Annotated in this window: 22 protein-coding genes; 17 read left to right on the forward strand and 5 right to left on the reverse strand. The window is 66.7% G+C overall.

Going from position 1 to position 22,809, the window contains the following annotated elements:
- Positions 1-30: 30 nt before the first annotated feature.
- The gene (locus EL388_RS02455) at positions 31-564 is read right to left on the reverse strand and encodes a YfiR family protein (protein ID WP_126459080.1); all 534 of its coding nucleotides are present in this window, start codon (positions 562-564) and stop codon (positions 31-33) included.
- A gap of 2 nt (positions 565-566) precedes the next feature.
- Positions 567-2,510 carry a TonB-dependent receptor plug domain-containing protein gene (locus EL388_RS02460; protein ID WP_165919082.1) on the reverse strand — a complete coding sequence of 648 codons (1,944 nt, stop codon included), beginning with the start codon at positions 2,508-2,510 and terminating at the stop codon, positions 567-569.
- A gap of 107 nt (positions 2,511-2,617) precedes the next feature.
- Between EL388_RS02460 and EL388_RS02465 the strand changes: the two genes are divergently transcribed.
- The 15 genes from EL388_RS02465 (at position 2,618) to clsB (ending at position 18,469) form a co-directional block, all read left to right on the forward strand.
- Complete coding sequence (locus EL388_RS02465) at positions 2,618-4,030, forward strand: MFS transporter (RefSeq protein WP_420856662.1); 1,413 nt, start codon at positions 2,618-2,620, stop codon at positions 4,028-4,030.
- Positions 4,031-4,483, forward strand: coding sequence for a single-stranded DNA-binding protein (gene ssb, locus EL388_RS02470; RefSeq protein ID WP_126459088.1), 453 nt, complete (start codon positions 4,031-4,033; stop codon positions 4,481-4,483).
- Positions 4,484-4,498: 15 nt separating this feature from the next.
- Positions 4,499-5,122, forward strand: a complete 624-nt coding sequence (locus tag EL388_RS02475) for a response regulator (protein WP_126459091.1) — start codon at positions 4,499-4,501, stop codon at positions 5,120-5,122.
- 36 nt (positions 5,123-5,158) lie between these two features.
- Positions 5,159-7,027: an ATP-binding protein gene (locus EL388_RS02480; protein ID WP_126459094.1), complete on the forward strand. Its 1,869-nt coding sequence runs from the start codon at positions 5,159-5,161 to the stop codon at positions 7,025-7,027.
- Between the two features lie 30 nt (positions 7,028-7,057).
- A complete protein-coding gene (locus EL388_RS02485; RefSeq protein ID WP_232019159.1) occupies positions 7,058-8,248 on the forward strand; it encodes an OmpP1/FadL family transporter in 1,191 nt (396 codons plus the stop codon).
- Positions 8,249-8,265: 17 nt separating this feature from the next.
- Positions 8,266-9,870 (forward strand): AMP-binding protein, encoded by a 1,605-nt coding sequence (locus EL388_RS02490; protein WP_126459097.1) that lies wholly within the window; start codon positions 8,266-8,268, stop codon positions 9,868-9,870.
- Between the two features lie 42 nt (positions 9,871-9,912).
- Positions 9,913-11,961: a TonB-dependent receptor plug domain-containing protein gene (locus EL388_RS02495; protein WP_126459100.1), complete on the forward strand. Its 2,049-nt coding sequence runs from the start codon at positions 9,913-9,915 to the stop codon at positions 11,959-11,961.
- A gap of 86 nt (positions 11,962-12,047) precedes the next feature.
- The gene (locus EL388_RS02500; protein WP_126459103.1) at positions 12,048-12,302 is read left to right on the forward strand and encodes an FmdB family zinc ribbon protein; all 255 of its coding nucleotides are present in this window, start codon (positions 12,048-12,050) and stop codon (positions 12,300-12,302) included.
- An 81-nt stretch (positions 12,303-12,383) separates the two neighbouring features.
- A complete protein-coding gene (locus tag EL388_RS02505) occupies positions 12,384-13,004 on the forward strand; it encodes a DUF502 domain-containing protein (protein WP_126459105.1) in 621 nt (206 codons plus the stop codon).
- 19 nt (positions 13,005-13,023) lie between these two features.
- Complete coding sequence (aspS, locus tag EL388_RS02510) at positions 13,024-14,829, forward strand: aspartate--tRNA ligase (protein ID WP_126459107.1); 1,806 nt, start codon at positions 13,024-13,026, stop codon at positions 14,827-14,829.
- Between the two features lie 121 nt (positions 14,830-14,950).
- On the forward strand, positions 14,951-15,391 hold the full coding sequence (nudB, locus tag EL388_RS02515; RefSeq protein ID WP_126459109.1) for a dihydroneopterin triphosphate diphosphatase: 441 nt from the start codon (positions 14,951-14,953) through the stop codon (positions 15,389-15,391).
- The gene (locus EL388_RS02520) at positions 15,388-15,897 is read left to right on the forward strand and encodes an O-acetyl-ADP-ribose deacetylase (RefSeq protein WP_126459111.1); all 510 of its coding nucleotides are present in this window, start codon (positions 15,388-15,390) and stop codon (positions 15,895-15,897) included. The genes nudB and EL388_RS02520 overlap by 4 nt, the downstream gene beginning before the upstream one ends.
- A gap of 73 nt (positions 15,898-15,970) precedes the next feature.
- Complete coding sequence (locus tag EL388_RS02525) at positions 15,971-16,459, forward strand: hypothetical protein (protein WP_126459113.1); 489 nt, start codon at positions 15,971-15,973, stop codon at positions 16,457-16,459.
- Positions 16,460-16,485: 26 nt separating this feature from the next.
- A complete protein-coding gene (locus tag EL388_RS02530; protein ID WP_126459116.1) occupies positions 16,486-17,265 on the forward strand; it encodes an endonuclease/exonuclease/phosphatase family protein in 780 nt (259 codons plus the stop codon).
- A 1-nt stretch (position 17,266) separates the two neighbouring features.
- Positions 17,267-18,469 (forward strand): cardiolipin synthase ClsB, encoded by a 1,203-nt coding sequence (clsB, locus tag EL388_RS02535; RefSeq protein ID WP_126459119.1) that lies wholly within the window; start codon positions 17,267-17,269, stop codon positions 18,467-18,469.
- An 85-nt stretch (positions 18,470-18,554) separates the two neighbouring features.
- Here the strand turns inward: clsB and EL388_RS02540 are convergent, their stop codons facing one another.
- Genes EL388_RS02540 through EL388_RS02550 form a run of 3 tightly spaced genes read right to left on the reverse strand, consistent with a single transcriptional unit; the run spans position 18,555 to position 21,576 of the window.
- Positions 18,555-19,184, reverse strand: a complete 630-nt coding sequence (locus EL388_RS02540) for a class I SAM-dependent methyltransferase (protein WP_126459122.1) — start codon at positions 19,182-19,184, stop codon at positions 18,555-18,557.
- A gap of 10 nt (positions 19,185-19,194) precedes the next feature.
- Positions 19,195-20,640 carry a helicase HerA-like domain-containing protein gene (locus EL388_RS02545; protein ID WP_126459125.1) on the reverse strand — a complete coding sequence of 482 codons (1,446 nt, stop codon included), beginning with the start codon at positions 20,638-20,640 and terminating at the stop codon, positions 19,195-19,197.
- Between the two features lie 15 nt (positions 20,641-20,655).
- A complete protein-coding gene (locus tag EL388_RS02550) occupies positions 20,656-21,576 on the reverse strand; it encodes a LysR family transcriptional regulator (protein WP_126459128.1) in 921 nt (306 codons plus the stop codon).
- Positions 21,577-21,677: 101 nt separating this feature from the next.
- Between EL388_RS02550 and EL388_RS02555 the strand changes: the two genes are divergently transcribed.
- Both EL388_RS02555 and EL388_RS02560 read left to right on the forward strand, forming a co-directional pair.
- The gene (locus tag EL388_RS02555; RefSeq protein WP_126459131.1) at positions 21,678-22,232 is read left to right on the forward strand and encodes a cytochrome b; all 555 of its coding nucleotides are present in this window, start codon (positions 21,678-21,680) and stop codon (positions 22,230-22,232) included.
- Entirely contained in the window at positions 22,229-22,798 is a 570-nt protein-coding gene (locus tag EL388_RS02560) for a YceI family protein (protein ID WP_126459134.1), read from the forward strand. Before EL388_RS02555 ends, EL388_RS02560 begins: the two co-directional genes overlap by 4 nt.
- Positions 22,799-22,809 lie beyond the last annotated feature (11 nt).

Here is a 22,809-nt window from a genome sequence, read left to right on the forward strand (position 1 = left end):
CCGGTTCGCCCAAATGGGCAGGACGGGACCTCAGTAGACTTCCCGGGCCAGCTTGAGCAGCTGGGAACTGATCGACAGTCCCGCGCGCCGGGCGGCGCTCAGGTTGATCTTGAAGGCGATGCGGGGGCCCTCCCGGATCAGCTCGATCATCACGCCGCGCGCGGCCATGCCTTCCTCCTCGCCGATGGTGAGCACTGGCGCGGTGCCCAGTCCGGCCAGCACCCGGTTCAGGTTGTCGGCCCCGGCGATGAATAGCACCTGACAGGTCAGGGCGGCCTGGACGCTGGCCGGCCGGGCGATGCTGACCGCGCCGTTCCTGAGCGGCTTGCCCTGCAGGGAATCGAGGGCGGGGCCGAAAGGGTCGGGGCCCAGCACGCAAAGCATGGCGCCCGGGCGGGTGCCGGCCGGCCAGTCGATGAACTTGGGAAAGTTGTAGAGCATGGCGGCCTTGGCCTGATATTCAGTCAGGCCCTCGGCCCGTGCCACAGAGCCAAGGGCAGCCAGCAACGCCAGCAAGGCGAGCAGGGGCCGGTTTGACCAGGTCGGGCGGAGCCCAAGCGGCATGATCAGAAGCGGTAGCCGAGTTTCAGCCGCCAGGTGCGGCCGTCCTGGTGCAGCAGGGCCTGGCTATGCTCGTCCGAACCGGGGTCCACGCAGTCCTGGTCGAACAGGTTGTAGATGCCGGCGGAGACCTCCAGGCCCTTGGCCAGTTTGCTGCTGGTGAGCGTGAGGTTGGTCACCACGCTGCTGCCGGCGCTGATGCCCGGGTGGCTGGTGCGGCGGCTGCCGAGGTATTGCAGCTCCAGGCCGCTGCGCCAGCGGTTGCCCAGGATCGGCTGGCTCCAGTTCAGTTTGGCCAGATGGCGCGGCGAGTTGTCCAGCCAGGTGCCATCCTCGCGCTCGGCCAGTTGCCAGCTATAGCTTGCCCTCAGTTGGCTGCCGTCGGCCCAACGGCGCTCGGCCTCGAGCTCGATGCCGTTGGCCTTGGCCTGGGCGATGTTGTTGAACATCAGGTCGCCCCCCGGCAGGGTTACCTGCTCGATCAGATTGTCGATGACATAGTGGTAGGTCGCTGCCGTCAGCCGGATATCGCTGCCGATCACCTTCTCCAGCACCAGTTCATAGGTCTTGATCTTCTCCGGCCGCAGATTGGGGTTGGCCAGTTGGTCTGGCGGGCCGAGGGCGGTGTAGTAGAGCTCATAGGCATCAGGGGCACGGAAAGCGGTGCCATAGAGGGCCTTCAGCGTGGTCGTGTTGTCCCATCGATGGATCAGGCCCAGGCGGGGATTGACGCTCTCGTGGCCTTCGGCCGAGCGGTCGAAGCGAAGGCCGGCGCTGAGCAGGGTGCGCTCGCTCAGGCTGTATTCGTCCTGGAGGTATAGCCCCCAGCGCTGACTCCGACGTCGGTCGTCCAGGTAGACCGCATAGGGGTCGAGATCGTAGTTGGCCTGATCGCGCTGCCCATCGCGCTGGTACTCGGCACCGAAGACCAGCTTGTGGTTCTGGAAGGCGGTGTGCACGAATTTCAGTTCCCCGCCCCACCAGCGGCCGTCGGTCCGGTCGTGGTTGACTACCCCGGAATAGGGGTAGTCGCCGCTGAAGTGATACAGCCCATAGTAGGCCCGGCCGGTGAACTCCAGCTGCTCGGTCAGGCGCTGCTGGTATTGAAGATCGAGGAAGGACTGACGGTCGATGGTCGCTGAGCGCGGATCGTTGAAGTCCTGGCCGTAAGAGGCAGTGGGAACGCCCTTTTTGCGGTCGGCATGGGCCAAGGAAAGCGTGAAATCGGCGAAGCTGAACTTGCCGTAGAAGTTGTCGGCGCGGTCGTGATCGAGGCCGACCGCGGTGCCGCCGAACTCCGGGTAGAAGAGATTCTGTCCCTGGCTGTCGTAGCGGCCGATGGAGAGCAGGACCTCGAGGCCGTTGTCGAGCCGGCGGCCGTAGCTGGCGCGGGTCTTCCAGGTATCGTGGCTGGCGACCTCGGCCGAGACCTCGGCGCCGTCGAGCTGGCGGCCCTGCTTGGTGATCACGTTGATCACCCCGAATAAGGCGTTGTTGCCGTAGATGGCCGAGCCGGGGCCGGGCACGAACTCCACCCGTTCGATCAGGTCGACGTCGAGGATGAAGTCGCTGCCGACCAGGCCGCCGTCGTAGACGTTGTCGTTGACTCGGTGCCCGTCGACCAGCAGGAGCAGGCGGGTGTTGTAGTCGCCCGGCCGGCCGAAGCCGCGCACCCCGACATAGCTGTAGTTGCGGTCGTAGCTGACGTAGACGCCGCGGATCGTCTTGAGGATGTCGGCCAGGGTGCGGTGGCCATAGGCCATGATCTCCTCGGCCGTGATCACGGTCACCGCCGAGGGCGCCTCGCTCGCCTTTTGCTGGAATTTGGAGGCCGAAAAGACCTCCATGTTGAGCAGGTCTTCCAGGGCGAAGCTGGCGAGATCGGGGGGCGCGGCCGTCGCGGCGACGGGGCCGGCCTGCCAGGCGAGGGCGGCGAGCAGGGCCGGCAAGAGGTGGGGCCGGAACCGGTGGCAACGGGTTGAATCTGGGGCGCGGCTTGGTCGAATCCTGTCCATCTTCCACTCCTGGCTCGGTCTGGCGCCGTAAACCGGCTAATATATGGCCATTTTCGCGCAAACCTTCAGCCATGTCTTCCGAAGTCGCTCCCATGACCCGCTCCGAGCGCCGGGCCGCCGCTTCGCTGGCCGCCATTTTCGGCCTGCGCATGCTGGGCATGTTCCTGATCCTGCCGGTGTTCGCCCTCTATGCCCAAGACCTGCCGGGCGGCGACGACCATGCCCTGGTCGGCCTGGCCCTGGGCATGTACGGCCTGACCCAGGCCCTGTTCATGCTGCCCTTCGGCATGGCCTCGGACCGCTGGGGCCGCAAGCCGGTGATCATCGCCGGTCTACTACTGTTCGCCTTGGGCAGCTTCGTCGCGGCGGCGGCGGACGACATCTACATGGTGATCCTTGGCCGGGCCCTGCAGGGGGCGGGCGCGATTTCGGCGGCGGTCACCGCCCTCTTGGCCGACCTGACCCGCGAGGAGAAGCGCACCCAGGCCATGGCCATGGTCGGCAGCACCATCGGCCTGGCCTTCGCCCTCTCCCTGGCTGCCGGCCCGCTGTTCTATCGCTGGATCGGCGTGCCCGGCATCTTCGCCATGACCGGGGTGCTGGCCTTGCTCGCCATCGTCGTCGTCAAGTTCGTCACGCCCAATCCCGGCCTGACCGTGTTCCACTCCGACGCCCAGACCAATCCCCGCCGCCTGGGCGACGTGCTGCGTGACGGCGAGCTGCTGCGCCTGGATTTCGGCATCTTCGCCCTGCATGCGGCGCAGATGGCCATGTTCCTCATCGTGCCGCTCGCCCTGAGCGACGCCGGCGGCCTGCCGGCCGACGCCCACTGGCAGGTCTATCTGCCGGTCCTGCTCGGCTCCTTTGTCTTCCTGGTGCCGGCGGTGATATATGGGGAGAAATACGGTCGGATGAAGCCGGTGTTCGTCTCCGCCATCGGCCTTATGTTTTTGGCCCAGCTTGGTTTCAGCCTGTTCATCGGCCATTTCTGGGCGGTAGTGGCCACCCTGCTGGCCTATTTCGTCGCCTTCAACATCCTGGAGGCGACCCTGCCCTCGCTGGTGTCCAAGGTGGCCCCGGCCGAGGCCAAAGGCACGGCGATGGGGGTATACAATACCGCCCAGGCCTTGGGCCTGTTCTTCGGCGGCGCAGTCGGCGGCTGGCTGGCCAAGGGCTGGGGGCAATCCGCGGTGTTCGTCTTCTGCGCCGCGCTGATCGGCGTCTGGCTGGTGCTGGCCAAGGGGATGCGGCCGCCGCTGCGGGTGAAGACCCAGATGTTCCATGTCGGCCACCTGGAGGCCGCCGCCGTGCAGCAGCTGGCCGCCCGGCTCTCGGTGTTCGCCGGGGTCGAGTCGGTGACCGTGCTGGTGGACGAGGGCGTGGTGATGCTCAAGGTGAGCCAGCTGGGCTGGGATGAAGAAGGTGTGAAGCATGTCTTGCAAGGGGGAGAATGAATGGCTTCGGTGAACAAGGTAATTCTGGTCGGCAATCTGGGCGCGGACCCGGAAACCCGTTACATGCCCAGCGGTGACGCGGTGACCACCATCCGGCTGGCGACCACCGACCGGTTCAAGGACAAGAGCGGCGAGCGCCAGGAGCGCACCGAATGGCACCGGGTGGTGTTCTTCGGCAAGCTGGCCGAGATCGCCGGGGAATATCTGAAGAAGGGGCGCTCGGTCTATGTCGAGGGCAGCCTGCGCACCCGCGAATGGGAGAAGGATGGCGTCAAGCGCTATTCCACCGAGATCGTCGCCAACGAAATGCAGATGCTCGGCGGCCGCGGCGAGGGCGGCGGTGGCGGTTCCTGGAGCGGCAGCGAGGAATCCGGCGGCGGCCGCAAGTCGGGCGGTTCCGGCGGTGGTGCGGGCGGCGGCTTCGACGATCTGGACGACGACATCCCGTTCTGACCGGCGCGACCTGCCATGAAGGCCATCCTGGCCGATGATCACGCCCTGTTCCGCGACGGCTTCGCGCTGTTGCTGAAACAATTGGAGGCGGATGCCGAGGTGTTGGAGGCCGCCAGCCTGGACGAGGCCTTGCTCCAGGCCCGGCAGCACCCCGAGGCGGACCTGCTCCTACTTGACCTGTCGATGCCCGGCATGGACGGCATCGACAGCGTGCAGCAGGTGCTGGATCAGCACCCGGACATCCCCGTGGTCATCCTCTCCGCCTCGGAATCGCGGCCCCAGGTCGAGGCGCTGATGGAGATGGGCGTCGCCGGTTTCATCCCCAAATCCTCTTCTTCCCAAGTCATGTTCTCCGCCCTGCGCCTGGTGCTGTCGGGCGGGGTCTATGTCCCCTCGCAACTGGTCGGCGCCAGCGGCCCGGCGATCCCTGACGACAGCGTCCTGGCCCGGTTGACCGAGCGTCAGCGCGAGGTCCTGCGCCTGCTGGCGGGCGGCCGGACCAACAAGCAGATCTGCCGCGAGCTGAATCTGAGCGAAGGCACGGTCAAGGTCCATCTCAACGCCGTCTACCGCGTGCTCGGCGTGGCCAATCGCATCGAGGCCGCCCTCCTGGCGCGCCGTCTCAATCTCGTGCTGTAAAGGGCGGCCGGCGATGCCCTGCGCGAGGGTGCTGACATGAAGGTACGCACCCAGGTCTTGCTGCTCGGCTTTCTGCCCATGATCGCCGTGGCACTGCTGCTTGGCGGCTATCTGATCCAGGCTCGCCTGCAGGATCTGGAGCAGTCGATCCATCAGCGTGGCCAATACTTCTCGGAACATCTGGCGCAGCATGTCCAGGTGCTGGCTCAGCATGGTCCTCTGAGTTCCCCTGCCTTGGCGCAACTGCTCAGGCGGGTGGTGGCCGAAGAGGGCGTGCTTTATGCCCGCGTCTGGTCGGACCAGGGGCACTTGATCGGCGAGGTGTCGGCCCCCGATGGCTTGGCCCGCGAAATTGGCCCGCTATGGCAGGGCGGCAAAAAACGCGCCGTGTTTGTCTCCCTGGTGCCAGAGTCGCGTTTTGGCATGGCCGGAGCGCCCGCGATCGCCCGGGTCGAGTTGGCCCTGAGCTATGCCGATTACTGGCAGACGGTGCGGGGGATGCTGTGGGTGGCCTTGCTGATCCTGGGCCTGGGTCTGTTGTTGGCCGGCCTGTTGGCGCATCACCTGACACGGGCCGGGCTGAAGCCGCTGATGGAGGCGATTGCCACGGTGCGGCGCATCGCCGGCGGCGATCTGCAGGCCCGCGTGGCCCTGAGCGAAACCAACGAGATCGGCCAGTTGCAGCAGGGCATCAACCAGATGGGCGAATCGCTCGAATCGCTGCGCGACAACATGCGGCAGCGGGTGGCCGAGGCGACCGCGGAGCTGGCGCGGCAAAAAGAGACGGCCGAACTGGCCAACCGGGCCAAGTCCAAATTCCTCGCGGCGGCCAGCCATGACCTGCGTCAGCCCATGCACGCTATCGGCCTGTTCGCAGCCGCACTGCAGCCTCATGTGACGACGACCGAAGGTAAGGCAATCCTGGACAAGATTCAGGCTTCGCTCGCCGCCACCGAGAGCCTGTTCAGTACCGTGCTCGATGTCTCCAAGCTCGATGCCGGCATCATCACCCCGCAAGTGGGCAGGGTGTCGGTGGCCCACTTGCTTGATCGTCTGCGCGACGACTTCCAGTATGAGGCGGCATCCAAGGGGCTCAGGCTCAAGCTGCGCAGTCTACCCTTGCAGGTGATGAGCGACCCGGTGCTGCTCGACCGTATCCTGCGCAACCTAGTGACCAACGCGCTGCGCTACACCGATCGCGGCGGCATTCTGATCGCCGCCCGTCGCCGCGGCGAGATGATCCGCTTCCAGGTGTGGGACAGCGGTATCGGCATCGCGCCGGAGCATTTCGCCGATATCTTCGCCGAGTTCTACCAGGTACAGACCTTGAAGCGCGATCGCGCCAAAGGGCTGGGCCTCGGTCTGGCCATCGTCGATCGCCTGGTGCGTCTGCTCGATCACGACCTTGAGGTGCGGTCGACGCCGGGCAAGGGCACCGTGTTCAGTGTCGACGTGCCCCTGGCCGGCATCGAAGCCGGGGCGCACGCCATCGCGGGCCAGGCGGCGGTAGCCGCCTATACCCGACTGCACGGTCGGGTGCTGGTGGTGGATGATGATGAGAACGTGCTCGATGCCCTGGCCGCCCTGCTACGGGGCTGGGGGCTGGAGGTGGTCATGGCGCGCAACGGCGACGAGGCCGTGGCCCTGGCTCCGCGGCCGCCTTCCCTGCTGCTCACCGATTACCACCTCGGCCCGGGCGAAACCGGCCTTGATGTCGTGGAGCGCCTGCGCCATCGGCTGCGCGGGAGCGAATTCCCGGTCGTGGTCGTTACCGGGGATACCACCGAGGCCGGCATGCAGGCCATCGCCGACAAGGGCTATCCCTTGCTGCACAAACCGGTGCAGCCGGCTAAACTACGGGCCTTGGTAACCCGGTTGCTGCGGCGCGAAGCGGCTTCGGCCTGAAGCGTCGCGAGAAAAGATTAGGAGGGTGCAATGCGGATCAAGATGCTGTGTGCCATGCTCGGCCTGGGCCTGAGCGCCGGCGCTTGGGCCTCCGGCTTCAAGCTGATGGAGCAGAACGCCAGCGGCCTCGGCAATGCCTATGCCGGCCAGGCCGCCTCGGCCCAGGATGCCAGCACGGTGTATTTCAACCCGGCCGGGCTGCTGCGCATCGAGGGTGAACAGCTGGTCGTCGTCGGTCATCTGATCCGGCCTTCGTCCAAGTTCACCGATCAGGGCAGTACTGCGGCCGCGCTTGGGACGGGTGGCGACATCGGCGGCCTCAATTTCGTGCCCAATGCCTACTATGCCCGCGACGTCGGGCCGGGCTGGAAATTCGGCTTTGGCATCAGCAGCCCCTTCGGCCTCAAAACCGAATACGACAACCCCTGGGCCGGTCGTTCGCAGGCCCTGCTTTCCGACCTGAAGACCATCAACCTCAATCCCAGTCTGGCCTGGCTGCTCAACGACAAGATCGCCTTGGGGGCAGGTGTCAGCCTGCAATACATCGAGGCCGAGTTGACACAGTGGACCGGCCAGCTGACCACCCTGAAAGGGGATGACATTTCCTTCGGCTACAACCTGGGTGTCTTGGCCCGTTTGGACAACAACACGCGCATCGGCTTGGCCTATCGTTCCGCCATCGACCACACCCTCGAGGGCAAGGTCAGCAATCATCCTGGCGGAGATGGCCCGATCAAGGCGGACGCCAACCTGCCCGGCAGCGCTTCGCTGAGCGTGGTGTCGCGCTTGAACGATGCCTGGGAATTCCTGGCCGATGCGACGTGGACTGGCTGGAGTTCCTTCGATCGACTGAAGGTCGTGCGTGCCACCACCGGTGCGACTGTGACCGATATCGACGAGAGCTGGGATGACACCTGGCGCATCTCGGTCGGCGCCAACTACCGGCAGAACCCGAAATGGCTCTGGCGCATGGGCATGGCCTATGACCAGGGGCCGGTGCCCGATGCCCAGCATCGCACCCCGCGCATCCCCGATGGCGACCGTATCTGGCTGGCCTTCGGCGGCCAGTACAAGGTCTCCGACAAGGGCTGGCTCGACGTCGGCTATGCCCACCTTTTCGTCGAGACGGTGAAGATCAACCATACTGAAACGGTGTTGGTGAAAGGCGAATACAAGGGCAAGGTCGACATCCTCAGCGCACAGTACACCCACACCTTCTGACGCATCGTGTAGGTCCGATGTGCCCTGATGCCCCATCCGCCGGCGACCACTCGGTCGCGGTCTGGCCGGCGCAGCCGTTCGATTTCGATTCCCGTCATACCCTGTTTTCCGCTCTGGTCGCAGCCATGCGTCGCCACGGCCGGCATCGACCGGACCGAGTCGAGGATATGCGGCCCGGCCAGTACAGCTATGGCGAGCTGCTGAAGATCAGCTTGGCGCTCGGACGCCTCGCCTGCAAGCTGACTCAAGCGGGCGAGCATGTCGGGGTGTTCATGCCCAACATGGTGTCCACCCTGGGCCTGATCTTCGGCCTCAGCGCCTTCCGCCGGGTGCCCTGCCTGCTCAACTACACGGCCGGGCCGGAAGTGATCCAGAACGCCTGCGAGACCGCCTGCATCCGCACCGTGCTGACCTCACGCGAGTTTCTGGCCAAGGCCAACCTGGCCGGCGTGGCCGCTGCGCTCAAGGGGGTGCAGCTGATTTATCTGGAGGATCTGCGGCCCCGTTTCAATTGGCTCGACAGGCTGTGGCTGCTGGGTTTCGCCCTGTGGGCGCCGAATCTGGCCGTGGCCAAGGGCGATCCGGAGGCGCCGGCCGTCGTCCTGTTCACCTCGGGCACCGAGGGGCGGCCCAAGGGCGTGGTGCTCTCGCATCGGGCCATCCTGGCCAACATCGCCCAGATTCGCCAGGCTTTCCCGTTCACAACGCAGGACCGTTTCTTCAATGCCCTGCCTATCTTTCATTCTTTCGGTCTGACCGCGGGCACCTTGTTGCCGCTGTTCGCCGGCTGCCATCTGCTGCTCTATGTCAGCCCGCTGCATGCCAAGACCATCATCGAATTGGTGCGGCGTGACGGCAGCACCGCCCTGTTCGGTACCGGCACCTTCCTCAATCAGTACGGCCGAGCGGCCGAACCGGCAGATTTCAAGTCGCTGCGCTGCGTCATCGCCGGGGCGGAAAAGCTGGCCGAGCCGGTGTATCGCCTGTGGCACGAGAAGTTCGGCATCGAGATCCACGAAGGTTATGGCGCGACCGAGATGGCGCCGGTGTTGGCGGTGAATCCGCCCGGCCGCAACCGACCCGGCACCGTCGGCCCCCTGTTGCCCGGCGTCGAGGCCAAGCTGCTGCCGGTGGAGGGCATCGCCGGCGGCGGCGAGCTGCATGTGCGCGGCCCCAACAGCCTGTCCGGCTATTACCGCTACGAGGCCCCCGGGCTGCTGCAGCCGCCGGGATCGAAGGCCGGCCCCGGCTGGCACAACACCGGCGATGTGGTCGAGATCGACGCCGAGGGCTATCTCACCATCGTCGGCCGGCTCAAGCGTTTCGCCAAGGTGGCCGGCGAGTTGATCTGCCTGGAGATGACCGAGGCCATCGCCCGCGCCGCCTCGGGCCAGGCCCAGCATGCCGCGCTCACCGTGCCCGATCTGGCGCGCGGCGAGGCCATCATCCTGTTCACCACCGATTCCGCGCTCAGCCGCGAGCAACTCGCCGCCGCCGCCCACGGCCTGGGCTACCCGGAGCTGGCGGTACCACGCCAGATCCGGGTGCTCGACAACCTGCCCGTGCTGGGCTCGGGCAAGGTCGACTATGCCCGCTTGCGCCATGCCTATTTGCGGGCCTAGTCGGACCTTGCGGCCGGCTGCGGTAGAGTAGCGCCCGTGCGAATGAGCCGATTGAATATGCTGTGCCAGCTTGCCGTGCTGGCTCCCATGCTGATGGCGCAGTCCGTCTGGGCGGAGGTGTCCGAGGACCTGTTCCTGATGGAGCTGCCGACGGTGCTGACCGCCGCGCGCATCGCGCAGTCGCCGCTGGATGCGCCGGCGCCGGTGACGGTGATCGACCGGGACATGATCCGGACCTCGGGGGCCAGCGAGATCCACGATCTGTTCCGGCTGGCGCCCGGTTTTCTGGTGGCCGACTGGCCGGACGGATCGCCCATTGTGGTCAACCGTGGGCTGGGCGACGGCTATTCCCGACGCTTGCTGGTGCTGCTCGACGGCCACTCGGTCTTCGATCCCTTCCGCGGCGGTGTCGACTGGCAGGACCTGCCGCTGCGGCTCGACGACATCGAGCGCATCGAGGTGGTGCGCGGGCCCAACCAGGCCAGTTACGGTGCCAATGCCTTGCAGGGCGTGATCAACATCATCACCCGGCTGCCTGTCCAGGATGCCGGCATCGCCGCCTATGCCGCCTATGGCCGCCAGGGCCACTACGATGCCTATGCCCGGGCCGGTGGTGGCGACGGCGAATCGGCCTGGCGGTTCAGCGCCTCCAGCCGGGCGGCCACCAACTTCCAGGATCTTGGGCGTCAGAATTACGACTGGCAAGAGGGCATCCAGCGCCAGACCTTCTATGGCCAATGGCATTACCGGCCGCGAGCGGCGGATGAGTGGCGGCTCCAGTTAGGCTTCAGCCAGGGCACCGACGAGGTTGGCAGCAACAAGCTGACCAATATCGAGCCGCACCACGACCGCGACAACCGCAACCTTTTCCTCCAGTTGGGTTGGCGCCGGGCCTATGACCAGGGCTCGGAGATCGCCTGGCAGTACTACCACTACAGCCGCGCGGAGCGGGAGCGTTACCTGGTGTATCCGACCGATCCAGCGGCGGTGGTGCCGTTCATCCCGGTCAACCTCGATGTCGACATGCGGCGGGATGACCTGGAGCTGCAGCAAGCCCACGTCTGGAACGATCGGCTGAAGGGGGTGTGGGGCCTGGGTGTGCGCCGGGATGCGGTGGAGTCGGCGCATTATCTCCATGGTCTGGGCGAGGTCAGCGGCACCCAGTGGCAGGTGTTCGGCAACATCGACTGGCAGTTCCTGCCGCGCTGGCTGCTGCACCTTGGTGGCATGGTGGAAAAACACTATCTGACCGACACCCTGTTCTCGCCCCGCCTCGCCCTCAACTATGCCCTGACGCCCCTGCACAGCCTGCGCCTGAGCGTCGGCCGGGGCTATCGAGCGCCCAACCTGTTCGAGATGAAGTCGCGCGAGGTCTACACCTACGGCGGCGGCATCGCAGAGGTCGGCTACTGGTCCTATCAATCGCTGCTGCCGGAGGCCGTGGCCTTCCGCGAGGTGGCCTACATCGGCCGCTTCCCCGAACTGCGGGCACAGGCGGGACTGCGCCTGTTCATGGAAGATCACAGCAATTACATCGATGCCAAGACCTGTACGCTCGACACCGCCGCCTGCCCGTTCACCGCGCCGGCCGGTTATGCTCGACCCTTCGGCTATCCAGGCAAGTTCCTGATCGGCGACAAATTCGGCAATCCCAAGGCCTACTACTTTTACAACGCCGGCGATGTCCGCGTGCGTGGCGGCGATGCCAGTCTGGATTGGCGGCATCCGCAGTTTGGCCGCTTCGTCCTGTCCCACGCGGTGACCACTATCTCCACCCAGGGCGAGGTCGATGTCGATTGGCGCGATTCGGCCCCCATGCAGTCGACCAGTCTGCTCTGGTCCCGCGGTTTTTCCCGTGGCCTGCAAGTCAGCGTCGCGGCCTACTGGCTGGGCGACATGATGTGGCCGAGCGACGGCGACGTGCAGCCCGGCTACCGCCGAATCGACCTGAAGCTCGCCAAACGGCTGGGCAAGGCCGGTTCGGAGGATGAGATCGCCCTGACGCTGCAGAATCTGGGCGACAAGCATATGGAATTCTCCGATTACACCGCCGAACGCCAGGCCTTTGTTAGCCTCCGCCTGGGCTGGTGAACCGGCCATTGAAATCCGGCCGGACTGCCTAAATATAAGAATTCGTTGATATAATTCCCCCCAAACTTGGCAATCTGGAGGCAACCATGCCGATTTATGCTTATCAGTGCGCTTCCTGCGGGCACCAGGAAGATGTCATGCAGAAGATTTCCGATGCCCCGCTGACCACCTGCCCCAAGTGCGGCCAGGCGAGCTACGGCAAGATGCTGACGGCGGCCGGTTTCCAGCTGAAGGGTTCCGGCTGGTACGCCACCGACTTCAAGGGCGGCAGCGCGCCCAAGAAGGAAGAGGCGCCGGCCCATGCCTGCGGCGCCGGCGGCTGCGGCGGCTGCGCGGCCTGAGGCGGGCAAGGCAGTTCGGCACACAGGGCGGGGCGCGGCTCCGCCCTTCGTTTTAACGCAAGCATTTTTTGAATAGGTCATATGGCCTCTGTCAGGCGCTACTTCATCACCGGTTTGCTGATCTGGGTTCCGCTCGGCATCACGGCCTGGGTGCTCGATGCCCTGATCGGCGCCATGGACCAGAGCCTGCTGCTGTTGCCCGAGCAGTGGCGACCGGAGGTATGGCTGGGCTTTCGCCTGCCCGGCCTGGGCGTGCTGCTCACCGCCCTGGTGATCTTCCTCACCGGCCTGCTCGCCGCCAACCTGATCGGCCAGCGTCTGTTGCGCTTCTGGGAGGCCCTGCTCAATCGCATCCCGGTGGTGAAGTCGATCTACGGCAGCGTCAAGCAGGTGTCCGACAGCCTGCTGTCGGGTTCCGGCATGGCCTTCAAGAAGGTGCTGCTGGTGCGCTATCCCCACCCCGAGGCCTGGTCGCTCGCCTTCCAGACCAATGTGCCGGACGAGGTGGCGGCCAAGCTCGACGCCGAGTACGTGGCAGCCTTCATCCCGACCACGCCCAGCCCGGTCAACGGTTTTTACTTCTACGTGCGACGTGACGAGGTGATCGAACTCGACATCTCGGTCGACACGGCCCTGAAATACATCGTGTCCATGGGCATGGTGGTGCCGCAAGCCAAGGCGGCCAACTACCCCGGCGACTGAACTCTCAAGGATTTTCCGAATGCGTAGTCATCACTGCGGCGCGGTCACCCGCGCGGACATCGATCAAACCGTCACCCTCTGCGGCTGGGCCCATCGCCGACGCGACCATGGCGGCGTGATCTTCATCGACCTGCGCGACCGCGAGGGCACGGTGCAGGTGGTGATCGACCCCGACACCCCCGAGGCGTTCAAGATCGCCGAGGAGGTGCGCGCCGAGTACGTGCTCAAGGTGACCGGCCGCGTGCGCGCCCGTCCGGCCGGCACCGAGAACCCGAACATCCGCACCGGCGAGATCGAGGTGCTGACCAAAGAGATCGAGGTGCTCAACCCCAGCGTGACGCCGCCCTTCCTGCTCGACGACGAGAACCTGTCGGAGAACGTGCGCCTGACCTACCGCTATCTCGATCTGCGCCGGCCGGTGATGCAGAGGCACATGATGCTGCGCTACCGCACGGCCAAGCTGATGCGCGACCATCTCGACGGCAACGGCTTCATCGAGGTCGAGACCCCCATGCTCACCCGCTCCACGCCCGAGGGCGCGCGCGACTACCTGGTGCCGTCGCGCGTGCACGACGGCATGTTCTACGCCCTGCCGCAGTCGCCCCAGCTGTTCAAGCAGCTCCTGATGGTGTCCGGCTTCGACCGCTACTTCCAGATCACCAAGTGCTTCCGCGACGAGGACCTGCGCGCCGACCGCCAGCCCGAGTTCACCCAAGTGGATTTGGAAATGTCCTTCGTCGAAGAGAACGACGTGATGAACCTGGTCGAAGGCATGATCCGCGAGACCTTCAAGGCCGCCATCGACGTCGACCTGCCCAAGCCCTTCCCGCGCATGGCCTACGCCGAGGCGATCAACCGCTACGGTTCGGACAAGCCGGACATGCGCGTCACCCTGGAGATCACCGAGGTGACCGATGCGGTGAAGGATGTCGCCTTCAAGGTCTTCTCCGGCCCGGCCAATGATCCCAAGGGCCGCGTCGCCGCCCTGCGCGTGCCCGGGGGCGCCGCCCTCAGCCGTGGCGAGATCGATGCCTACACCGAGTTCGTGAAGATCTATGGCGCCAAGGGTCTGGCCTACATCAAGGTGAACGACGTCACCCAGCTCAATGAAACCGGCCTGCAATCGCCCATCGTCAAGAACCTGAACGAGGCGGCCCTGCGTGCAATCATGGAGCGCACCGGGGCGCAAAGCGGCGATCTCATCTTCTTCGGCGCCGACCGCGCCAAGATCGTCAACGACGCCCTGGGCGCGCTGCGCCTCAAGCTCGGCCACGAGAAGGGCTACCTCGACGGCCGCGCCTGGGCGCCCTTGTGGGTGGTCGACTTCCCCATGTTCGAGTTCAACGAGGACGAGAATCGCTGGGACGCCCTGCACCACCCCTTCACCAGCCCCAAGGACGGCCACGAGGACTATCTCGCCAGCGACCCGGGCCGCGCCCTGTCCAAGGCCTACGACATGGTGCTCAACGGCTGGGAGGTGGGCGGCGGTTCCATCCGTATCCACCGCGAGGCGGTGCAGGAGAAGGTGTTCGCCGCGCTCAACATCGGCGAAGAAGAGCGGCGCGAGAAGTTCGGCTTCCTACTCGATGCCCTGAAGTTCGGCGCGCCGCCGCACGGCGGCCTGGCCTTCGGCCTGGACCGCCTGGTCGCGCTGATGACCGGCGCCGAGTCGATCCGCGACGTCATCGCCTTCCCCAAGACCCAGCGCGCCAACTGCCTGATGACCCAGGCGCCCAACGTGGTCGACGAGAAGCAGCTGCGCGAGCTGCACATCCGCCTGCGCAACCCGGTGGCCGCGTCGCCGGCCGAGGCCGCCAAGGGCTGAGCGCCCGCGTTTCGGCCCGGCAAAGGGGCGGCTTGGCCGCCCTTTTGCTTTCTTCGGCGTCGGATCGGCCGGAAGGGCGGCAGGGCTTGCCCGGCCTGCGGCAGGCTGAAACAATCGGGCCATGCCCTACAAGATCCCCGTTTCCGTCCTGGTGGTGATCCATACGCCGGACCGGCAAGTCCTGCTGCTGGAGCGGGCCGACCACCCCGGCTGGTGGCAGTCGGTCACCGGCAGCCAGGATGCCGGCGAGACCCTGATCGACACCGCCCGGCGCGAGGTGCGCGAGGAGACCGGCCTGGACGTGGCCGAGTTCGTGCTGAGCGACTGGGGCTATCACACCGTCTACGAAATCTACGACTGCTACCGGCACCGTTACCCTCCGGGCACCACGCACAACACCGAACACGTCTTCGGCCTGCTCGTGCCCGAGCCATTGCCGGTCACGCTCGCCCCGCGCGAGCATCTGCGTTACCAGTGGCTGCCCTGGCGCGAGGCGGCCGAGGCCTGCTTCTCGCCAAGCAATGCCGCGGCGATCCGCCGGCTGGGGGAAGGCGGGCAATGACCCGGTTGAGCCTTTGGCAGGGCGACATCACGACGCTCGAGGTGGACGCCATCGTCAATGCCGCCAACGAAAGCCTGCTCGGCGGCGGCGGGGTGGATGGCGCCATCCACCGAGCGGCGGGGCCGGAACTTCTGGCGCATTGCCGCACCCTGGGCGGCTGCCCGACCGGGCAGGCGCGGCTCACGCCCGGTTTCCGTCTGCCCGCCAAGTGGATCGTCCACACCGTCGGCCCGATCTGGCGTGGCGGCGGGCACGGCGAGGCCGAGCTGCTGGCGAGCTGCTATCGCGAGAGCCTGGCCCTGGCCGTGCAGCAGGGGGCCCGGCGGGTGGCCTTCCCGGCCATCAGCTGCGGCGTCTACGGTTATCCCTTGGTTGAGGCGGCGCGCATCGCGGTCGATACGGTGCGGGCCTGGTGCCGCGAACATCCCGGTTTGGACGAAGTGATCTTCGTCTGTTTCGGCGACACCATCTGCCAGGCCTATCGCCAGATCCTGGCCGAGGACTGATTCGGCGCGGCTTTCGCGTTATAGTTTTGGCCGGAGCCACCGATAACAACTTATCCGACTGTCCATGACTGCCATGATGCGAATTGCCGCCTTGCTGCTGATCCCCTTCCTGCTCGCCGGTTGCGATGTGGTCAAGGACCGCATGGGGATCAAGGACCCGGTCAAGGTCGAGGCCGAGGCCAAGGCGATCGGCGCCTCCTGCCGCTTGTCCGGCCGTGGCCTGGAAGACTGCTACAACCTCAACCCTGGATCGCCGCGTGCGGCGATCTACGCCGGCTGGCGCGAAATGAACGAATACATGGCCGAGCGCAAGATGGAGGCCCAGCCGCCTGAACTGGACGCGGAAGGCAAGCCGATCGCCGCGCACGACGAGGCGACGAAATCCGGCGACAAGGAGCCGGCCAAGGCCGACGCGAGTGGCAAGGAATCGGCCAAAGAGCCGGTGAAGGAAGCCGGCAAGAGCGCGGCGGCCAAGACCGAGGCCGGCCAGGAGGCGGGCAAGGACATCCGGCCCAAGCTGAAGCCCGATCTGTCCAAGGAGGCGGCGGCCGCCAAACGCTAAGCGCCGGCTCGGCGTAAAATGGGCACATGAGCCAGCCGCTGCGCGTCGCCTCGTACAACATCCACAAGGGCCTGTCCTTTTTCAACGGCCGCATGGTCGTGCACGAACTGCGCGACCGTCTGGTCAGCCTGAATGCCGATCTGGTGTTCCTGCAGGAAGTGGTCGGCGAGCACGCCCTGCATGCCGGCCGCTTCGAGACCTGGCCGGTCGAGCCGCAATACGAATTCCTGGCCGATGAGATCTGGCCGGAGTTCGCCTACGGCAAGAACGCGGTGTACGACCACGGCCACCACGGCAATGCCATCCTGTCGCGCTACCCCATCCTGCGCTGGGACAACCTGGACATCTCGGCCCATCTGTTCGAAAGCCGCGGCCTCTTGCACTGCGAGATCGCCGTGCCCGGTTATGAGCAGCCGCTGCACGCCATCTGTCTGCACCTGGCCCTGAACGAGGCGGGCCGGCGCAAGCAGCTGCGCATCCTGTCCGAGCGCATCCATGCCCTGGTGCCGGACGATGCGCCCCTGATCATCGCCGGCGACTTCAACGACTGGCGCCAAAAGGCGGCCAGCTACATGGCGCACGAGCTGCAATTGAAAGAGGTGTTCGAGGTGGCCCATGGCCGGCCGGCGCGCAGCTTCCCGGCCGCCTTTCCGCTGTTCACCCTCGACCGCATCTACGTCCGTGGCTTCGAGGTCGAGTCGGCCCAGGTCCTGCATGGCAGCCGCTGGCGCCGGCTGTCCGACCACGCGCCGCTCACCGCGCAATTGCGTCTGGCGCCATTGCAGTCCGTGTCTGCCGCCGCCTGAGATGCGAGGGGTCGGCGGTAACCGCATCACCCTGCTGGAGAACGGCGGCCAATATTTTCCCGCCCTGCTCGTGGCCATTGCCGCTGCCGAACAGGAGGTCCACCTGGAAAGCTACATCTTCGAGGCCGATGCGCTCGGCCTGGCGGTGGCAGAGGCGTTGGCCCAGGCGGCCCGGCGCGGGGTGCGGGTGCGGGTGCTGCTCGACGGTTTCGGCGCTCGTCTGTTGCCGCAGGCCATCCAGGCAATGTGGCGGGCGGCCGGGGTGGAGCTGCTGTTCTACCGGCCCGAGCTGGCCCCGTTCAAGCTGCGCCGGCACCGGCTGCGGCGCATGCATCGCAAGCTGGCGGTGATCGACGCCCGCCTCGCCTTCGTCGGCGGCATCAACATCATCGACGATCTGAACGGCCCGGCCATGACCGCGCCGCGCTACGACTATGCGGTCCAGGTGGAGGGCCCGCTGGTGGCGCGGGTGCACCAGGCCGCGCGCCACCTCTGGCAGTTGGTGCAATGGAGCCGCCTGCACGTGCGCGCGCTGCAGGAGCCCTGGCTCACGCCGCAGCCCGGCAAGGCCGGTGACCAGCGCGCGGAATTTTTGGTGCGCGACAACCTGCGCAACCGGCGGCGGATCGAGCGGTCCTATCTCTGGGCGATCGGCCACGCGCGCGCGGAGATCCTCATCGCCAACGCCTATTTCCTGCCTGGCCGGCGCTTTCGCCACGCCCTGCTCGATGCCGCCCGGCGCGGGGTGAAGGTCACGCTCCTGCTACAGGGCCTGGTGGAGTACCGCCTGCAGCACTATGCCACCCGGGCCCTGTACCGGCAGTTTCTGGAGCACGGCATCGAGATCTACGAGTACCGGCGCAGCTACCTGCATGCCAAGGTGGCGGTGATCGACGCCAGGTGGGCCACGGTCGGCTCCAGCAACATCGACCCGTTCAGCCTGCTGCTCGCGCGCGAGGCCAATGTCGTGGTGCACGATGCCGGCTTCGCCGCCGAACTCGGCGCCAGCCTGCGCCGGGCCATGGCCGAGGGCGCGCACCAGGTGCATCGCGGCGACTGGCACCGGCTGCCCTGGTATGTCCGCTGGCTGCATGGCGCCAGCCTGGGGCTGGTGCGCCTGCTCATGGGCTGGCTCGGTTATGCCCAGCGCTTCGAGGCGGGCGGCCGCCGGCAGCGCAGGCGAGCCAAGCCGGTGGCAGCCTAGGAGCCTGTCGGACTTAACACCCCGTGCGCGCCGGCCCGCTGCGGGATGCAGCGCAAGGCGGCGGGGCGCGCCGTAGTGCGGGCCACTACAAGCGCCCCGCAGCGCGGCGCGCCGTCAGCAGAAACACCGGGTAGGCGCGGCTGCCTGCCCCGGTTTCCTTGACGATCTCGAACACGGTGTCGAACTGGATGTCGGCAAAGCCGGCCTGTTCGGCCTGGGCGGCGAGGTTGGCGCGGTCGAAGCCGTGGTGCACCTCGATCTCGGGGCCGTGAAAGGAGCCGTCCTCCTGGTCGAGGTCGGCGATGCACAGGTAACCGCCCGGGTTGAGCAGCGCATGGAAGACGCGCAGGATCTTGGCCGTGTCCGGGATGTGGTGCAGGGTCATGGCGCTGTAGATCAGGTCGTAGCGCTCCTCCGGCAGGGGTTCGGCGGTGAGGTCGGCCTGGCGCACCGTCATGTTGGTGACGTTTTGCGCGGCGATCTTTTCCCGCAGCACTTCGAGCATGCCGGCCGAGCTGTCCTTCAGGGTGATGTGGCCCAGCGCCTCCTTGAGCGGAAAGCTCAAGAGGCCGGTGCCGCAACCGTAGTCCAGGGCGCGCATGGTTCGGTCGAGCGGCACCCGGGCGCGAATGGCCTGGGCGATCTTGCGGCCGCGCTCGACGAAGACGGGGTTGCCGTCCCACTGACGGGCCTTGCTGTCGAAGTCGATGGTCATGTCTTTTCCTCTAACGCCGGCCGCCGAGCAGCGAGCCGAGCACGCCGCGGATGATGGCGCGGCCGAGCTGGCTGCCGATGGCGCGGGCCGCGCTCTTGACCATGGCCTCGGCCACGGTCTGGCGGCCGGCGGCCGGGGCGCGCCCGGGCTTGGCCGCGGGTTCGGCCGCAGTTTGCTGTTGTTCGCTTCGGCCTTTGAGCAACTCGTAGGCCGATTCCCGATCCACCGCCTTTTCGTAATGGCCGTAGAGCACGGAACCCTGGATCAGCGCGGCGCGCTCGGCCGCCGTGAGCGGTCCGATCTGGCCGCGCGGCGGCACGACGAGGGCGCGCTCGACGATGGTGGGCTGACCCTTGGCGTCGAGGCAGGAGACCAGCGCCTCGCCGACGCCGAGTTCGGCGATGGCCGCGGCCTCGTCCAGTTCGACGTTGTCGCGCAGGGTTTCGGCTGCGGCGCGCAGGGCCTTCTGGTCCTTCGGGGTGAAGGCGCGCAGGGCGTGTTGCACCCGGTTGCCCAGCTGGCCGGCGATGCTGTCGGGGATGTCGGCCGGGTTTTGCGTGACGAAGTAGACGCCGACGCCCTTGGAGCGGATCAGCCGCACCACCAGCTCGATCTTGTCGAGCAGGGCCTGGGGCGCGTCCTTGAACAAAAGATGCGCCTCGTCGAAGAAGAACACCAGTTTCGGCTTATCGAGATCGCCCGCCTCGGGCAGGTTCTCGAACAGCTCGGCCAGCAGCCACAGGAGCAGGGTGCCGTAGGCCTTGGGCGATTGCATCAGCCGGTCGGCGGCGAGCAGGTTGATCACGCCACGACCCTTGTCGTCGGTCTGCATCAGATCGTGGATGTCGAGCATGGGCTCGCCGAACAGCCGATCGCCGCCCTGGCTTTCCAGTGCCAACAGGCCGCGCTGGATGGCGCCGATGCTGGCGGCGGAGAGGTTGCCGTATTCGGTGGTGTAGCGCTTGGCGTTCTCGCCGACGTATTGGAGCAGGGCGCGCAGGTCCTTGAGATCGAGCAGCAAAAGGCCTTCGTCGTCGGCGATTTTGAACGTCAGGTTGAGCACCCCCTCCTGGGTCTCGTTCAGACCCAGCATGCGCGCGAGCAGCAGGGGGCCCATGTCGGACACCGTGGCGCGGATGGGGTGGCCCTGTTCGCCCCAGACATCCCAAAACACCACGGGGAACGCTTCCGGTGCGTAATCGGCGAGATTCAATTGCCGGGCCCGTTCGGTCGCTTTGCCGACCCCGCCCGGCTTGGCCACCCCCGAGAGGTCGCCCTTCACGTCGGCCATGAACACCGGGGTGCCGATGCGGCTGAAGCCTTCCGCCAGGGTCTGCAGGGTGACGGTCTTGCCGGTGCCGGTGGCGCCGGTGATCAGGCCGTGGCGGTTGGCCATCTGCGGCAGCAGGTAAATCTCGTGGTCGTCGCGTTGGGCGATGAGCAGGGGGGCGGTCATGGAATCTCCTGAAAACTAGGCTTCGATTTTACCGCCGGGCAGCAAGCGGGCACGGAACCCGGCGCTCAGGGCGCGTTCGCGGAACCAGGCCAGGGCGCGGCCGCGGTGGCTGGCACGCCAGGCCAGGGCCAGCATCTCGCGCGGCTTGCCTTCCTCCGGCGTTTTTTCCAACAGCCGGCCGGCGGCGATCTCGGGCCGGGCCAGATATTCCGGCAGGAAACCCACGCCAAGGCCCGCGATCTGGGCCGCCAGCTTGGCCGCCATGTCGGGCACGGTCAGGGTCTCCTGGCCGGAGAGCAGGCCGACGCTGCGCGCCGGCAGCCGGCGCGAGCTGTCCGCCACCACCACGGCGCGGTGGCGGCCGCGCTCGCTGGCGGGCAGGGGGTCCGGCAGCGCCGCCAGCGGATGGTGGGGTGCGACGGCGAAGACGAAATCCAGCTCGCCCAGGACCTGGCTGCGATAGCCGCCGCCCGGCGGCGCATCGCCGCTGGCGCCCAGCACCAGATCGGCCCGGTTGTCGGCCAGGGCGTCCCAGGCGCCGGTCAGGGTCTCCTCGATCAGGCGGATCCGGGTTTCGCCGTGTGCCGCATAGAACTCGGCCAAGAGCTCGAGCACGGGCGCCATCGGCAGCAGGCTGTTGACCGCGATCACCAGCTCGGCCTCCCAGCCCTTGGCCACCTGGCGCACCCGGCACTCCAGGGCGCCGGCGGCATTGAGCAGGTGCCGGCCCTCCTTGAGCAACTCCGCTCCGGCCTCGGTCAGAACCGCCCGGTGGCCGCGGCGGTCGAACAGCAGGGCGTCGAGATCCTGCTCCAGTTTCTGGATGGTGTAGGTGAGGGCGGACGGCACCCGGTGCAGGGCGCGGGCGGCTGCGGCGAAGCTGCCGTGGCGGTCGATGGCGTCCAGGGCCTCGAGGGCCTCGAGCGAGAGCTTCATGTTCTAAAAAACTGAATGATTCACTCAAATCATTTCGGTATCAATGGTGACTTATAGTGCCTAACATGGTTCCTGTCATTCTTTATATTTGCACGAAATAGATGAAACCGGCCGCCTACAACCGCACCGCCATCGCCCTGCACTGGCTGATGGCCGGCCTGATCCTGGCCGCCCTGCCCCTGGGGCTGACCATGACCGAGCTGGCGCTGTCGCCGACCAAGCTCAAGCTATACGCCTGGCACAAGTGGCTGGGGGTGACGCTATTCGGCCTGGCCCTGGTCCGCGTCTTTTGGCGCCTGACCCACCCGGCCCCCGCGCTGCCGGCGACGATTCCGGCCTGGCAGCAGACCGCCGCCCATGTCCTGCACGGCCTGCTCTATGTCCTGATGCTGGCGATCCCTCTCTCCGGCTGGCTGATGAGTTCGGCCAAGGGCTTTCAGACCGTCTATCTGGGCTTGCTGCCCATCCCCGATCTGCTGGTCAAGGACGCGGCCCTGGCCGAGACCCTGGCCGCCCTGCACACGACGCTCAACTACGGTCTGATCGTCCTGCTGCTCGCCCATGTCGGGGCCGCGCTGAAACACCAATGGCTCGAGCGCGACGCCGTGCTGGGCCGCATGTTGCCCTGGTTGAACAAGGCCCGGGAGGCGCCATGAAACGTTTTGCCCTGATCCTGCTCATGCCCCTGTCGCTCGCGGTCCAGGCCGCGCCGTTCGATCAGGTCCGCCTGGACCAGAGCCGGCTCGGCTTCGTCTCCAAACAGATGGCGGTGCCGGTGGAAGGCCAGTTCCGCCGCTTCAATGCCCAGCTCAGTTTCGACCCGGCCCGGCCGCAGGCGGCGCAGGCCGGCATCGAGATCGACCTGGCCAGCATCGACGCCGGCTCCAGGGAGGCGAACGAGGAAGTGGTGGGCAGGAACTGGTTCAATGTGCGCCAGTACCCCACGGCTCGTTTCGTTTCATCCGGTGTCAGGCCCCTGGGCGGCGACCGCTACGAGGTGCGCGGCACGCTCACCATCAAGGGCAAGAGCCGCGAGGTGACGGCGCCCTTCAGCTTCCGCCCGGCCGGCGGCCAAGGCGTGTTCGAGGGCGGCTTCGCCCTCAAGCGCCTGGATTTCGGCATCGGCGAAGGCCCCTGGGGCGACACCGGCATCGTCGCCGACGAGGTCCAGATCAAGTTCCGCATCGTGGCGGCCAGTACCCGGCCCGCCCGAAAACCCTGAAGCCACCACCC

This window comes from Sulfuritortus calidifontis, assembly GCF_003967275.1.
In the GTDB taxonomy this organism is placed as follows: Bacteria; Pseudomonadota; Gammaproteobacteria; order Burkholderiales; family Thiobacillaceae; genus Sulfuritortus; species Sulfuritortus calidifontis.

What these genes read in the sequence shown, in the direction of transcription:
- EL388_RS02530 (WP_126459116.1), top strand. Translation starts at nt 16,486, where the DNA reads ATGAGCCAGCCGCTGCGCGTCGCCTCGTACAACATCCACAAGGGCCTG.
- EL388_RS02550 (WP_126459128.1), bottom strand. Translation starts at nt 21,576, where the DNA reads ATGAAGCTCTCGCTCGAGGCCCTCGAGGCCCTGGACGCCATCGACCGC.
- EL388_RS02485 (WP_232019159.1), top strand. Translation starts at nt 7,058, where the DNA reads ATGCGGATCAAGATGCTGTGTGCCATGCTCGGCCTGGGCCTGAGCGCC.
- clsB (WP_126459119.1), top strand. Translation starts at nt 17,267, where the DNA reads ATGCGAGGGGTCGGCGGTAACCGCATCACCCTGCTGGAGAACGGCGGC.
- EL388_RS02540 (WP_126459122.1), bottom strand. Translation starts at nt 19,184, where the DNA reads ATGACCATCGACTTCGACAGCAAGGCCCGTCAGTGGGACGGCAACCCC.
- EL388_RS02500 (WP_126459103.1), top strand. Translation starts at nt 12,048, where the DNA reads ATGCCGATTTATGCTTATCAGTGCGCTTCCTGCGGGCACCAGGAAGAT.
- EL388_RS02555 (WP_126459131.1), top strand. Translation starts at nt 21,678, where the DNA reads ATGAAACCGGCCGCCTACAACCGCACCGCCATCGCCCTGCACTGGCTG.
- nudB (WP_126459109.1), top strand. Translation starts at nt 14,951, where the DNA reads ATGCCCTACAAGATCCCCGTTTCCGTCCTGGTGGTGATCCATACGCCG.
- EL388_RS02490 (WP_126459097.1), top strand. Translation starts at nt 8,266, where the DNA reads ATGTGCCCTGATGCCCCATCCGCCGGCGACCACTCGGTCGCGGTCTGG.
- EL388_RS02545 (WP_126459125.1), bottom strand. Translation starts at nt 20,640, where the DNA reads ATGACCGCCCCCCTGCTCATCGCCCAACGCGACGACCACGAGATTTAC.
- EL388_RS02480 (WP_126459094.1), top strand. Translation starts at nt 5,159, where the DNA reads ATGAAGGTACGCACCCAGGTCTTGCTGCTCGGCTTTCTGCCCATGATC.
- EL388_RS02525 (WP_126459113.1), top strand. Translation starts at nt 15,971, where the DNA reads ATGATGCGAATTGCCGCCTTGCTGCTGATCCCCTTCCTGCTCGCCGGT.
- EL388_RS02505 (WP_126459105.1), top strand. Translation starts at nt 12,384, where the DNA reads ATGGCCTCTGTCAGGCGCTACTTCATCACCGGTTTGCTGATCTGGGTT.
- EL388_RS02475 (WP_126459091.1), top strand. Translation starts at nt 4,499, where the DNA reads ATGAAGGCCATCCTGGCCGATGATCACGCCCTGTTCCGCGACGGCTTC.
- EL388_RS02520 (WP_126459111.1), top strand. Translation starts at nt 15,388, where the DNA reads ATGACCCGGTTGAGCCTTTGGCAGGGCGACATCACGACGCTCGAGGTG.
- EL388_RS02455 (WP_126459080.1), bottom strand. Translation starts at nt 564, where the DNA reads ATGCCGCTTGGGCTCCGCCCGACCTGGTCAAACCGGCCCCTGCTCGCC.
- EL388_RS02495 (WP_126459100.1), top strand. Translation starts at nt 9,913, where the DNA reads ATGAGCCGATTGAATATGCTGTGCCAGCTTGCCGTGCTGGCTCCCATG.
- aspS (WP_126459107.1), top strand. Translation starts at nt 13,024, where the DNA reads ATGCGTAGTCATCACTGCGGCGCGGTCACCCGCGCGGACATCGATCAA.
- EL388_RS02560 (WP_126459134.1), top strand. Translation starts at nt 22,229, where the DNA reads ATGAAACGTTTTGCCCTGATCCTGCTCATGCCCCTGTCGCTCGCGGTC.
- ssb (WP_126459088.1), top strand. Translation starts at nt 4,031, where the DNA reads ATGGCTTCGGTGAACAAGGTAATTCTGGTCGGCAATCTGGGCGCGGAC.